We start from the raw sequence: 11935 nt of genomic DNA on the forward strand, positions 1-11935 counted from the left end.
CGCGAGACCCGGGAACGGTCACGCTGATGAGCGGCACCGGCGTCATCGACGGGTTCCTCGCAACCTTCACGCAATATATCGATTCCGGCTTCGGCCTTGTGCGAAGCGATGTGCACTGGCTGGCGAGCACGCTGATCGCGATCGATGTCACCCTTGCCGCGCTGTTCTGGGCGCTGGCACCGGATGAGGACATCCTCGCCCGGCTGATCAGAAAGACGCTCTATGTCGGCGTCTTCGCCTTCATCCTCGGCAATTTCAACAATCTCGCGCAGATCATCTATAATTCCTTCTCGAGCCTCGGCCTCGAGGCCGGCGGCGGCACCATCACCGCCCAGCAGCTTCTGCAGCCGGGGCAGCTCGCCGAGATCGGCATCGATGCCGGCAAGCCGATCCTGAGCGCGATCTCCGGGCTGGTCGGGTTCACCAGCTTCTTCGACAATTTCGTCGAGATCGCGATCCTGCTGATCGCCTGGCTGATCGTCATCATCAGCTTCTTCGTCATGGCGATCCAGCTCTTCGTCAGCCTGATCGAGTTCAAGCTGACGACGCTCGCCGGCTTCGTGCTGGTGCCGTTCGGGCTTTTTGGCCGCACCGCCTTCCTCGCTGAAAAAGTGCTCGGCAATGTGGTGGCGAGCGGCGTCAAGATCCTCGTCCTTGCCGTCATCGTCGGCATCGGTGCGACGATCTTCGGCGAATTCACCACTGTGCTGAACACGCCACCGACGATCGCCGACGCGCTGACGCTGATCCTCGCCTCGCTCACCCTCCTTGGCCTGACAATCTTTGGCCCCGGCATCGCCAACGGCCTCATCGCCGGCGGGCCACAGCTTGGCGCAGGGGCGGCGATCGGCACCGGCCTTGCCGTGGCCGGGATCGGCGGCGCTGGCATCGGTCTCGCCGGCGTGGGCATCGGTGCGGTTGGCGCGGCAGGCGGCGCCATCGCCGGCGCCTCGCGCGGTGGCGCCTGGCTCGCGGGCGCGGCGAGCACCGCCTATCGCACTGGTGGCATGTCGGGGGTCGCGGAAGCCGCCGGGGCGGCGGTGACCAGCCCGCTCCGCCGCGCCGGCGCCAGCCTCCGGTCGAGCTTCAGCGCCGGCGAGGATGCCGTCACCGGCAACTCCGCCCCCACCAACGGGGCCAGCGCGGCCGCAGGGGCGCCGGCCTGGGCACGCCGCATGCAGCGCCAGCAGCGCATCCGCCAGGGCATCGGCGCCGCCCATCACGCCATCCGCGCGGGCGACCACCCCGCGAGCGGCAGCGGCGTCAACCTCTCCGAGGGGGAATGACCATGTTCCGCCGCCCTACGGTCCGCTACGGCAAAACCCCGGCGCCTGAGACACCCTATCAGCGCGCCGGCCAGGTCTGGGACGAGCGCATCGGCGCGGCCCGCGTGCAGGCCAGGAACTGGCGGCTTGCCTTCTTCGGGGCGCTGGCATTGAGCGGCGCTCTCACCGGCGGTCTGCTCTGGCAATCGGCGCGCGGCACCATCACGCCCTGGGTGGTCGAGATCGATGCGCTCGGCCAGGCGCAGGCCATCGCCCCGGCAACCGCCGGCTACACGCCCACCGATCCGCAAATCGCCTGGTATCTCGCCCGCTTCATCAGCGAAATCCGCGCCATTCCCGCCGATCCCGTGGTACTGCGGCAGAACTGGCTCGATGCCTACAACTACGTCACCGACAAGGGCGCGCTGGCCCTCAACGCGTATGCGCGCACGAGCGATCCCTTTTCCAAGGTCGGCAAGGTGCAGGTCACGGTCGAGATCGTGAGCGTCATCCGCGCCTCCGCCGACAGTTTTCGCATCACCTGGATCGAACGCCGCTATGCCGATGACGCCCTGGCCGCAACCGAGCGCTGGAGCGCAATCCTCACCATCGCCGTGCGGACGCCGACCGACGCCGATCGCCTCAAGAAGAACCCGCTCGGGGTCTATGTCCACGCTTTCGACTGGGCAAAGGAGCTCGGCTGATGCGGCCGCCCACGACGCTTCTCCTCGCCGTGCTGGCCCTCGGCGCCTGCACCAACACCGACATTCCGCCGGTCATCTCCTATGACGAGGCGCCGCACGCAAAAGCGGCGGCGCTGACGCCGGATCCGCCCCAGCCGGTGCAGATCGTCGCGGTGCCGACGCCGCTGCCGCTTCCGGGGCAGATGAAGCCGCTTGCCAGCGGCAAAAGCGCGCCGCCTGAACCCGCTGATCCGCAGGCCCGCATCGATCGCGCCAATGGTGCCGCCCGCATCCAGCCGACGCGCGCCGGCTATCTCAACGCAATCCAGGTCTATCCGTGGTCGGACGGCGCGCTCTACCAGGTCTATGCCGCACCGGGACAGATCACCGATATCGTGCTCGAGCCCGGCGAGCAGCTCGTCGGCACCGGCCCCGTCGCCGCGGGCGATACGGTGCGCTGGATCATCGGCGATAGCGAAAGCGGCGCCGGCGCCGGAAAGAGCCTTCACATCCTGGTCAAGCCGACGCGGCCGGACCTGACCACCAACCTGATCATCAACACCGACCGCCGGACCTATCACCTCGAGCTGCACTCCGAGGAGAAAACCTACATGGCCGCGGTCTCCTGGATCTATCCGCAGGATCAGCTGATCGCACTCCGCCAGCAGAACGCCGCCGCCGAGGCCGCGGCGCCGCTCGCCACCGGGGTTGATATCAGCGCGCTCAATTTCCGCTACCGTATCGCGGGTGACAGCCCCGCCTGGCGGCCGACGCGCGCCTTCGATGATGGCCGCCAGGTGTTCATCGAATTTCCGCGCGGTATCGCCCATGGCGAGATGCCGCCGCTCTGGGTAATCGGCGCCGAGGGTGACGGGCAATTGGTGAATTACCGCGTGCGCGGCAATTACATGATCGTCGACCGTCTGTTTGCCGCAGCCGAACTCAAGCTCGGCGGCGCGCATCAGGAGATCGTGCGCATCGTCCGCACCGATGCGGTAAACAGCGGCGCGCTTCCGGAAAACCCTGGCACGCATGCGTCGCAAGCGGTGATGCCCCGGACGAACAGCCGAGGGCCGGCCTCATGACCGAGGCGCCGCGCGATGAAGAACGGGCGCTGCCACGGCCGCCGCAGGAGATGCGTCTTCGCGCACAGAGGGCGCCGGTCACCCGGCTCTCGCGCAAGGTGCTGCTCGGCCTTGCCGGGCTGGTCGGCCTCGGCATCGGCGGGGCGGCGTTCCTTGCCTTGCGGCCACGCCCTGCGCCGCCGGCGCCGGAGCTTTTCAGCACCAGCCATCGCACGACCCCGGAAGGGCTCGCCGCCTTGCCGCCTGACTACACCGCCCGGGCGAAACCACCGCCCCGCCTCGGCCCACCGCTTCCCGGCGATCTCGGCCGGCCGCTGGTTGACGCCGGCGTGCCGGGCACGCTCGCCGCTCCTGATATCGACCGCCTCGCCCAGGAGCGGGAAGCCGCCCGCGTGAGCCGTCTGTTCGTCGCCGGCAGCACCAGCGCGCCGGTTGCCGCGATCGCCGCCAGCACCCCGGCGGCGGCGCCAGCGGCTGTGGCGGCCGCCGGCGCAGCGCCCCAGGATCACAAACTCGCCTTCCTCAACCGTCCCGCCGATCAGCGCACCGTGAGCAAGGAGCGGCTGCAGCCGGCAGCAAGCCCCTATGTTCTGCAAGCCGGCTCGGTCATTCCGGCGGCGCTCATCACCGGGCTGCGTTCCGATCTTCCCGGGCCGGTCACGGCGCAGGTCACCGAGGATGTCTATGACAGCGTTGCCGGCAACATCCTGCTCATCCCGCAGGGCGCGCGGCTGATCGGGCAATACGACGCGCAGGTTGCCTTCGGCCAGTCGCGGGCGCTGCTCGTCTGGACCCGGCTCATCATGCCGAACGGGCGCTCGATCATTCTCGAGCGCCAGCCCGGCGCGGATACCGAAGGCTACGCCGGCCTCGAAGATCAGGTCGACAATCATTGGGGCACGCTCTTCAAGGCGGCCATCCTCTCGACGATCCTGAGCGTCGGCTCCGAGGCCGGCATGAGCGCCAATAATTACGGCTCGCTCGCCGATGCCCTCCAGCAAGGCGTGTCGCAAAGCATCAATCAGACCGGCCAGCAGGTCGTCAGCCGCTCGCTCAGCGTGCAGCCCACCATCACCATCCGCCCCGGTTTCCCGGTGCGGGTCATGGTCACCGCCGATCTCGTTTTGGAGCCTTATCGTGGGTGAGGACAAAGGAATGACAAAACTCAAGCTCGGCACTATCCCCGATGACACGCCGGTCAAGCTCTCGCTGGCGCTGCCGGCAGCGCTTTACCGCGATCTCATCGCCTATGCCGAGGCGCTGAGCCGCGAGAGCGGCGCGCCGGTCACCGACCCGGCGAGGCTTATCGTGCCGATGATCGCGCACTTCATGGCCGGCGACCGCGCTTTCGCGGCGTTGCGCCGCGCCGCGCACTCACCGCCGCCCGCGCCGCCTGCGCGCGGGTCGGCGCCATCGCGCGAGCCAGGCTGAGCAGGCGCCGCAGCGCCGGATTGTCGTTCCCCGGCAGCCACACCGCGCTGTAGGGCAGCGCGTCCTGCGCGGAAGAAAGCGGATGGACGGCGACGCCGGGATAGCGCGTGCCGGTTGCCGCCTCGCTCACCACGCTGATGCCGAACCCGAGCGCGACCAAATGCATGAGCGTCTCGCGGCCCACTGGATAGCGCTCGACCGTCGGGCTGAAGCCGAGCGAGGCGAGGCGCTGGATCACAAAATCATGGATCTCCGGCCCCGGCGCCTGGCGGCTCAGGATGAACCGCTCGCCCTTGATCTGGTCCCAGGTGATCTCGGTCGCGCCAGCCAGAGCGTGGGTCTCCGGCAGCACGACGAATACCCGCGCCCGCCAGAGCAGCGCGATGTCGCAGCGCGGGGCCTCGGGCCGGCCGGTGACAAAGGCGATGTCGAGCACGCGGTCGTGCAGGCGCGCGATATGATCGCACGTCGACCCTTCCGCGATCTCGATCATCACCGCGGGGTGGGTCACGCGAAACCGCACCAGAAGATCGCGCACGAACCCCGCCGACAGCGACGACAGAATGCCGATCCGCACCGAGCCTTCGCCACCAGCGCCGGCGTTCGCGGCATTTCGGACGGCGAAGTCGATATCCGCCAACGCGCAGCGACAGCGATCGAGAAATGCCCGCCCCGCCTCGGTCAGCCGCACGCCGCCGGTCTCGCGCTCGAACAGCGAGACACCGATCTCGTCCTCAAGTGCGCGGATGCGCCGGCTGACCGCCGATTGCTGGATCCTGAGAACCTTCGCCGCGCGGCTGAAACTCCGGTGCTCCGCCACCACCAGCGCCTGCGAAATCGAAACGAGGTTGATCACCCGATCACCTGCCGCCGATCAAGCGCCGATCCCAGCCACGCCCCGCGCCGACACCGGAGGATCGAAGACCCGGTCATGCCAGCGAAAGACGCCGTCGCGGCGCTCTCATCACGGAAGAGTGAGTCTAAATTTATGAGGAAATGGTTAACGCGCGCCGCGGGATTTCGCGCCCTGAACGCCGGGCAGCATCGGGCACGACGCTGAGCGTGTGTTCGCGAGGCGCGGCTTTATTTGAATTGCGTCCCCATCACCGAGCCTTTTGAGAGCGCGGTGATATAGGTTTCGAGCGCCACCAGATCGGCGCTGCCCGGGGCCGGCGGCGTGCCCTTGAGGGCGTTGTGGATGCAGCCGCCGATCTGCTGCGAAAGCGTGATCACCGCCTGCGCACGCGGGGAATAGCGCGGAAACCCGGCCGCCGCGCCGACCAGGCTCGGGATCGCTTTGCCGTTCGGAAGCTTGCCAGGATCGCGCCCGCCATTGAGATGGCATGTCTCGCAAGTGCCAGCGCCGCCGAAACTCTCATGCGCGAAGAGATCCGCACCTTTCTGAACCGCTTGCTGGAGCGCCGCCTGCGCCGCTGGGGCATCGGCCGCGCGCGCGGCAATCGGGATGGCGAGCACAGCCACCATGAGGGCAATGTTCAATCCCGGGCCTTTTCCTCGCGTCATGATTTCTCTCCTTGTTATGATTTTATCGGTGCGGTTCACTCTCCGGCTCGCGCCCGGGAAGATCGGCCCCGAGGATAGGCGCTGAGCACGGCTGCGGCAACCGTCGTGCGCCGATCGCGCCGCCGATGACGCGGGAAGTCGCGGTGATTACTCAGACCGCCCGGGATCACCCATTGCCCACTCCTGCGAGCAAAGGCGTGTTCATAGTGATCGGATTTCCCGCGTTGATCGGCGGTGCCGTAATGATAATCTTCGGAGAATACCGTGCGTCATGACCGAGCTAAGCCACAGCGTATTCCGCCTGATATCGAGAAGAACGCGAGTGAGCGATTGATCTCACCTGCCCGTACGGTTCCGTGCGGGGGAGGGGGCGCTCAGAAATGAGTTACCCCTTGCAGGGGCCGTTCTCATGTCCATCACGTCAAAAACCAGTGGGTGGTTTTTACGCCGCCGCGCCGGCCTGGTTTTGATCCGCCGTTGACAGCCATGCGGGCATGGTTCAGAAACCTGCTACCCGCATTGGTGAGCTTCACACCGCCGGGATGGCGAATGAACAAGGCAACGCCAATCTCATCTTCCAAATCGCGGACCCATCGGCTGATCGTCGATTCCCAAACACCGAGTTCGGCGGCAGCTTGGGTCGTGTCTTGGATGATGTGGAAATTGCTGTTGCGGCGTCTCCGGTTTGGGGGACATGACGAGGTCAGGCGACGAGATCAAGAGGCAATGAGGCGGGTGGCTCTCCGAGGCTCTGCCAGCCGTCGACTTTCCGCATGGTGATCTGGCCGCAAGCGAGCAACGCCCAGAACAGCATGGCGGCGGTTTCGGCTGAAGGCAGCACGGTCTGGGTTTTGATCCGGCGTTTGAACTCCTCATGCAGGCGTTCAATGGAATTTGTGGTCCGCGCTGATTTCCACTGGCTAGTCGGCAATCGGGTGAAGGTGAACAGGCGATCGCCGGCTTCTTCCAGGCTGTCTGCCACGGCACGGCACTTCAGCCGCCATTTGGCGAGGAACAGCTTGCGCCGGCGCATCACCTCGGCGGCGTTCTCGGCGTAGATCATGTCGTTATAGTCGGCGGTGATTTCCTCATGCAGGGCGTCCGGCGCATGGGCCAGCAGGTTGCGATGCTTGTGGACGTTATGCCGACGTCGGCATAACGTCCATTATGCCGATGTCCGGATTATGCCGACCTCCGGCGCGGAACCAGCCTGGACGGCGGCGATCGCTGCGTAGGACGCGGCATAATCAGAGCGCATCAAGGAACGCGAGCAGCTTGTCGGTCGGATGGAAACGCCCGGGCCTGCTTTCGGCCGGCGTCGTCCGGGCCAACGCGCGCTCTTTGATCGTCAGATCAGCGTGCAAATATATTTGGGTGGTCTCCACGCTCTCATGTCCGAGCCACAGGGCGATCACCGAGGTGTCGACGCCGGCTTGCAGCAATAGCATCGCTGCGGAATGCCGCAAGACATGCATGGTGACCGACTTCTGTGCCAACGTCCGACAGGCTTTGCTGGCGATTTGCATGTATTTGGCGAGCCGGTGTTCCAGCGCATCGCGGCTGAGCGCCTTGCCGGAGCACGTCACAAAGAGAGGCGCCGAGGCCGAGGCGCGCTACTATGAACAACTGAACGAGCTGACCATGGTGGCCTGACTCAAACAAAACAGCCTCCGGGATTCCCGGTGCGGTTCAGTGCGCCATGGATCAAGTTCTTGCGCAAATACCGATTGCCGCGTTTGCTGATGCCGAGCAGGCGCGGTTTTCCACCCGTTGTCATTTGCCGTGGAACGAGCCCCAGCCACGCCGCCATGTCCCGCCCACGTTTGAATGCCTGCGCCTCGCCGACCGCCGCCACCAGCGCCGTAGCGTTTATCGTTCCAATTCCCGGGATTTTGGTCAAACGTCGCATAGCCACGTCATCACGCGCCAACTGAACGAACTCGGCATCGAAGTCGGCGATCCTCTGGTCGAGTGAACGCCATTCCGCCCGAAGATCTTCGATCAACGTCCGGATGCGCGGGCTCAACGCGGCGAAACCGTCCTCTTCGGCCAATGTCTCCAGCGCGGCTTCCAGTTTCCTCCGGCCTTGCGGAACGACGATCCCTCGTTCCAGCAGCAACGCCCGCAAGTGATTGATCAGCGCCGTCCGTTCCGAGACGAGGCGCTCACGGGCTCGGTGCAAAGCCTGGAGATCGGATTGGTCCTGGCTCTTCACCGGCACGAAACGCATCGTTGGCCGCGTCGCGGCCTCCGCGATCGCCTCCGCGTCGAGATCATCGTTCTTCTGCGCCTTCACGTACGGACGGACATATTCCGGCGACATCAGCCGCACCTCGTGGCCCCGCGCGGCGAAAATCCGCCCGAGGTGATGAGCGCCGCAACAAGCTTCCATTGCCACAATGCACGGCCCAAGCTCGCCGACGAAACTTTCCAACGTTCCCCGGCGAACTCTCCGCCTCAAAACAACCCGGCCGGCGGCGTCCATCCCCACCAGGCTGCAAGAGTTCTTGCCAAGATCGATGCCGAGAATCACGATATCCATCGGTCTGCTCCTCTCTCCAAACCAGCGGCGATCCTACCCGATCGCCACGAGAGGGGCGGGCCATCCCATAATCAAAGGCCACGAGGCCGGTCAACCAATTTTAGGTCAGGCTCTCAGAATGAGGGGAGGCATGAGGTTTGCGCCATCATTCGCTGCCGCATCGCCATCGGCCCACGGCCCTGATCCATCATCTTCTTGCCCATAGCCATGCCCAACCCCATCGGGCCGGCTTCCTCGGCGCTACCCGCGGCGGCCGGCTTTCGCCCGTCGTTCCGTTTGCAGTGAGGCATTATCCTCTCCTTTGATTACGAGCCCATCATATGGTCGATTTTTCGAAGATCGCGCCGTAGTGGTAGGGCGGCAGTTCGACGACGTGCGCCGGGCGTAGCCCGGCCGGCGCGACCTCGGATGCCACACTCTCCGGCGTCATTCGCATTTCGGTCCGCGGTCCACGTGGCTGGCCGAGAACGGTCGTTTCTTCGCGCGGGCGCCGGTGCCAGTTGACCACGATGAACCGACCGCCGGGGCTCAAAATGCCGGCGACAGCCCGAGCGAGCCGTGCCTTGTCCGGAACGCCGTGGAAGGTGTTCGCGATCAACACAAGATCCACGGGCCTGGGTACGAGTCGGGCGATCTCATAGGCGTCACCGGCGATGAAATCGCAATTCGTCATCCCTGCCGCGGACATCCGCGCGCTGGCGACGTCAAGCATGCCTGGGTCGAGGTCGACCGCGAACACATACCGCGCCATGTCGCACAAGGCGGCGGTGAAAAGCCCGTCGCCGCAACAGAGATCGACCACCTCCATCCTGGGATCAATGCCGAATCTGGCAAGGACTTCGCGTGGCCGCGGCCAGAGAATTTCCCACCATTCCGGATCAGGCATTGCCGTTGCTGGAAAAATTCCTTCGCTCATATCGACAATCTCCGCCTCCCGGCCAAATATTGTGCTGGTTCGGCGGTGCGGTCCTTGCGCTGGATCAAGGAAATACGCAAAGAGGACACCCCATGATGACCAGAATTCCGCAACGCCTGCTCCTCCAACATGATTGTTGTTGCGAGCCGGCGATGCCGAACTTGCTCTGTTCGCCAGCTATAAGACGGTGCTGGCCACGATGGAGGTAACTTTCTGCGCTCGCCCGGCGCGCGTTCCGCGGCGAGCCGGTCATCGGGCGAAGCCGCAGCCGCGCGCGGCCGCCGCGATGATGGCAATCGCGTCACCCGCGCCGTCCTCGTCGCCTTTCTCAAAATCGCCTTCGATCCGCGCCATTTGGTTGGTCACATGCGCGAAGCACAGAACCGGCTTGCCGCGTGCTTTGGCGAAGGCATAGAGCGCGGCGGCTTCCATCTCGACTGCGAGTGCGCCATGTTCGGCCGCAGCGGCGATCGCGTCCTCGGTCTCGCGGTAGGGCGCGTCGGTCGTCCAGCTCGTGCCGCGATGCATCGGCACCGGCAGGTCGGCCACTGCCCGGAAGGCGCGTTCGGCAAGCGCGGCGTCGGCTTCGGCGTAAGGCGAAGGCGGCAGATAGTGATGGCTGGTGCCTTCATCGCGCAGCGCGCGGTCGATCAGCACGAAATAGGGCGTCGGCCCACACGGCACGATCTGCCCCGCCGAGGTGACGCTGAGCAGCAGCCGGCAGCCGGAAACAAAAAGCTGTTCGGCGACCAGCACGGCAAAGGGCGCGCCGACCGCTAGGCCAACGACACCGATCTCGATCCCCTGATGTTCGGTCAGCAGCATCTCGGTGTGATAGCAGGCCCAACCCGCCGCCGGGCGCCCCTGTCCGGTACGCCGCAGCGTGCGCACCAGATCGCCGTCTGGGTCCAGGGCACAGACCGCGGGGACGTCTTGCTCTGCCAAGCCGCGTTGCCGCCGCGCCTCGCGTAGCAGGTTCTCTGGCTGGAATACCGAAGGAGCGCTGTACCGCTTGGTGGCCAGGATATTGGGAATGGCCGGTCTGTCGTGCATGTGTGTTCAGGCCATACGCGGAACGGTACAGGACGCACCAGCCAACCGCCTTGCCCGGAATGAGAAAAAATTGCCTACAAGCATGGAAGTGAAACCCACCCCTTCGATAACAAGCGCTTCAGCTTTTCGGTTTGGAGGAAGGAATTTGCTGCCAGCAATCAAGATGAACCCGGCCAGACCGAGAACGACAGCCGCGCGGCTATGGTGCCGCTTGTAGGAGCCAAGCAGACCGGCTGCCGCTATTGCGGAAAACAAAATAATGATCGGCGCCCGAAATGGCAGCGCCACACTGATCCCTATTAGGGACAAGAGACCGATCACCGCGGTCACGCCGTAGCATGCAAGCATCGCCATGGCCGTGCCCGCAGGAGCAAGCCATTTACCACGGCCGACACTGACAATTTGCTCCAACTGTGTGCTGGCTTTCATCATCATGAGACTCCCGATAATGCTACTGGTTGCTACCCACAATACCCAGACTTGGTCTGTTCGATAAAGTTCGACAAAGGCAGCGGCTCGATCGATTTCCTGATATGCATACGCGCACCCCTCATCCTTGAGAAATCAGGCGCCGCTTTGCCTCGTATTCGGCTTGGTCGATCTCGCCGCGAGCGAAGCGCTCATTGAGGATGTCAAGCGCCGTCCGGTTCGGCGGCAAATGGGGCAGTGCCCCAGCTCCCTGCCAAGGGCTGGCAAGCCACCGGATGGCTAAGACCGCGACCACGATCACCGCGGCGAGCATCAGGATCATGAACAAGGGTCCGAAAATCATGCCAGACCACCCCCACATCATCGGCATGCCATACCGGTAGGGTTCGCCCAGTGTCTGCGACCAAGCCCAAGCCGGCGCCAATGCGGCGGCTGCGCCCATCATGGCGACGAATGACAACGAAGCTTTCACTCTCATATCCTCCATTCGTACCACAGCATCTTGACGAACAGCTTGCGCCATCCGTCGCTGCGAATGGCGCAATTAACCGGGGTCCGGCGGGCGGCCGACACGCTCAGCCAGAGAGCGGACCATAGAGTTGGCACCAACCCATCGGGTTGATACGCCCCTCCACGAGTTGGCAGGTTCCTCCTGACATCATGCCAGGACCCATGGTCCCACCCATCATGCCAGATCCCGGCTTGCCGCCGGGTGGAATGAAGAACTTGCACATCCCGCACATCTGGCCGGCGTTCGGGGAGTCCTGATAATGTGCCGCGGCTTTCGTGGTCTGTGTAGTCGTGGCCGCCGCGCCGCGTTTGGTCAGGAGCACCAGCCCGGCCAGCGTCGAAAGCCTTCCAATCCATGCCCGGCGCGACAGCATTGGTCGTTCCTGGCCCTTCATCTTCTTGGCCATGGCCATCCCCATTCCCATTCCCATTGGGCTGCCTTCGGGGATACCGCGGTCACGCCGTAGCATGCAAGCATCGCCATGGCCGTGCCCGCA

The 11935-nt window shown here is 65.0% G+C and carries 12 protein-coding genes and 4 pseudogenes; 5 read left to right on the forward strand and 11 right to left on the reverse strand.

The window, feature by feature from the left end:
• The first annotated feature begins 26 nt into the window (after positions 1 to 26).
• From trbL to DEF76_RS02900, 5 genes and pseudogenes are all read left to right on the forward strand, one after another.
• Positions 27 to 1286 (forward strand): P-type conjugative transfer protein TrbL, encoded by a 1260-nt coding sequence (gene trbL, locus DEF76_RS02880; protein ID WP_114911036.1) that lies wholly within the window; start codon positions 27 to 29, stop codon positions 1284 to 1286.
• Positions 1287 to 1288: 2 nt separating this feature from the next.
• Entirely contained in the window at positions 1289 to 1969 is a 681-nt protein-coding gene (gene trbF / locus DEF76_RS02885) for a conjugal transfer protein TrbF (protein WP_114911037.1), read from the forward strand.
• Positions 1969 to 2940, forward strand: a pseudogene (trbG, locus tag DEF76_RS02890) (P-type conjugative transfer protein TrbG); the annotation flags it as partial. The gene trbF and the pseudogene trbG, both read left to right, overlap by 1 nt.
• Positions 2941 to 3029: 89 nt before the next feature.
• Positions 3030 to 4178, forward strand: a complete 1149-nt coding sequence (locus DEF76_RS02895; RefSeq protein WP_114911039.1) for a TrbI/VirB10 family protein — start codon at positions 3030 to 3032, stop codon at positions 4176 to 4178.
• Positions 4179 to 4188: 10 nt separating this feature from the next.
• On the forward strand, positions 4189 to 4464 hold the full coding sequence (locus DEF76_RS02900) for a DUF2274 domain-containing protein (RefSeq protein ID WP_114911040.1): 276 nt from the start codon (positions 4189 to 4191) through the stop codon (positions 4462 to 4464).
• Here the strand turns inward: DEF76_RS02900 and DEF76_RS02905 are convergent.
• The 11 genes and pseudogenes from DEF76_RS02905 to DEF76_RS02955 all read right to left on the reverse strand — a co-directional run bounded on the left by DEF76_RS02905 (position 4361) and on the right by DEF76_RS02955 (position 11845).
• Positions 4361 to 5320 (reverse strand): LysR family transcriptional regulator, encoded by a 960-nt coding sequence (locus tag DEF76_RS02905; RefSeq protein ID WP_114911041.1) that lies wholly within the window; start codon positions 5318 to 5320, stop codon positions 4361 to 4363. The two genes, DEF76_RS02900 and DEF76_RS02905, sit on opposite strands and share 104 nt — an antisense overlap.
• A gap of 227 nt (positions 5321 to 5547) precedes the next feature.
• Positions 5548 to 5988 (reverse strand): c-type cytochrome, encoded by a 441-nt coding sequence (locus tag DEF76_RS02910; protein WP_162800452.1) that lies wholly within the window; start codon positions 5986 to 5988, stop codon positions 5548 to 5550.
• 416 nt (positions 5989 to 6404) lie between these two features.
• A complete protein-coding gene (locus DEF76_RS02915; RefSeq protein WP_114911043.1) occupies positions 6405 to 6695 on the reverse strand; it encodes a LysR family transcriptional regulator in 291 nt (96 codons plus the stop codon).
• A pseudogene (locus tag DEF76_RS02920) lies at positions 6692 to 7138 on the reverse strand (transposase); the annotation flags it as partial. The pseudogene DEF76_RS02920 and the gene DEF76_RS02915, both read right to left, overlap by 4 nt.
• Positions 7139 to 7235: 97 nt before the next feature.
• Positions 7236 to 7577 (reverse strand): annotated as a pseudogene (locus DEF76_RS02925) (tyrosine-type recombinase/integrase); the annotation flags it as partial.
• 104 nt (positions 7578 to 7681) lie between these two features.
• Positions 7682 to 8530 (reverse strand): annotated as a pseudogene (locus DEF76_RS02930) (IS110 family RNA-guided transposase); the annotation flags it as partial.
• A 316-nt stretch (positions 8531 to 8846) separates the two neighbouring features.
• Entirely contained in the window at positions 8847 to 9446 is a 600-nt protein-coding gene (locus tag DEF76_RS02935) for a class I SAM-dependent methyltransferase (protein WP_114911045.1), read from the reverse strand.
• A 249-nt stretch (positions 9447 to 9695) separates the two neighbouring features.
• Positions 9696 to 10499 carry a nucleoside phosphorylase gene (locus tag DEF76_RS02940; RefSeq protein WP_114911046.1) on the reverse strand — a complete coding sequence of 268 codons (804 nt, stop codon included), beginning with the start codon at positions 10497 to 10499 and terminating at the stop codon, positions 9696 to 9698.
• Positions 10500 to 10505: 6 nt separating this feature from the next.
• Positions 10506 to 10931: a MerC family mercury resistance protein gene (locus DEF76_RS02945; protein ID WP_162800453.1), complete on the reverse strand. Its 426-nt coding sequence runs from the start codon at positions 10929 to 10931 to the stop codon at positions 10506 to 10508.
• Positions 10932 to 11049: 118 nt separating this feature from the next.
• A complete protein-coding gene (locus DEF76_RS02950; RefSeq protein WP_240319089.1) occupies positions 11050 to 11451 on the reverse strand; it encodes an SHOCT domain-containing protein in 402 nt (133 codons plus the stop codon).
• Positions 11452 to 11503: 52 nt separating this feature from the next.
• A complete protein-coding gene (locus tag DEF76_RS02955) occupies positions 11504 to 11845 on the reverse strand; it encodes a high-potential iron-sulfur protein (RefSeq protein ID WP_205216088.1) in 342 nt (113 codons plus the stop codon).
• Positions 11846 to 11935 lie beyond the last annotated feature (90 nt).

Source organism: Acidibrevibacterium fodinaquatile (assembly GCF_003352165.1).
Taxonomy (GTDB): Bacteria; Pseudomonadota; Alphaproteobacteria; order Acetobacterales; family Acetobacteraceae; genus Acidibrevibacterium; species Acidibrevibacterium fodinaquatile.

Bases quoted from the DNA above. Each gene is read 5' to 3' on its own strand.
- trbL (WP_114911036.1), top strand. From the start codon at position 27: ATGAGCGGCACCGGCGTCATCGACGGGTTCCTCGCAACCTTCACGCAA.
- trbF (WP_114911037.1), top strand. From the start codon at position 1,289: ATGTTCCGCCGCCCTACGGTCCGCTACGGCAAAACCCCGGCGCCTGAG.
- DEF76_RS02895 (WP_114911039.1), top strand. From the start codon at position 3,030: ATGACCGAGGCGCCGCGCGATGAAGAACGGGCGCTGCCACGGCCGCCG.
- DEF76_RS02900 (WP_114911040.1), top strand. From the start codon at position 4,189: ATGACAAAACTCAAGCTCGGCACTATCCCCGATGACACGCCGGTCAAG.
- DEF76_RS02910 (WP_162800452.1), bottom strand. From the start codon at position 5,988: ATGACGCGAGGAAAAGGCCCGGGATTGAACATTGCCCTCATGGTGGCT.
- DEF76_RS02935 (WP_114911045.1), bottom strand. From the start codon at position 9,446: ATGAGCGAAGGAATTTTTCCAGCAACGGCAATGCCTGATCCGGAATGG.
- DEF76_RS02940 (WP_114911046.1), bottom strand. From the start codon at position 10,499: ATGCACGACAGACCGGCCATTCCCAATATCCTGGCCACCAAGCGGTAC.
- DEF76_RS02945 (WP_162800453.1), bottom strand. From the start codon at position 10,931: ATGATGAAAGCCAGCACACAGTTGGAGCAAATTGTCAGTGTCGGCCGT.
- DEF76_RS02950 (WP_240319089.1), bottom strand. From the start codon at position 11,451: ATGGCGCAAGCTGTTCGTCAAGATGCTGTGGTACGAATGGAGGATATG.
- DEF76_RS02955 (WP_205216088.1), bottom strand. From the start codon at position 11,845: ATGGCCAAGAAGATGAAGGGCCAGGAACGACCAATGCTGTCGCGCCGG.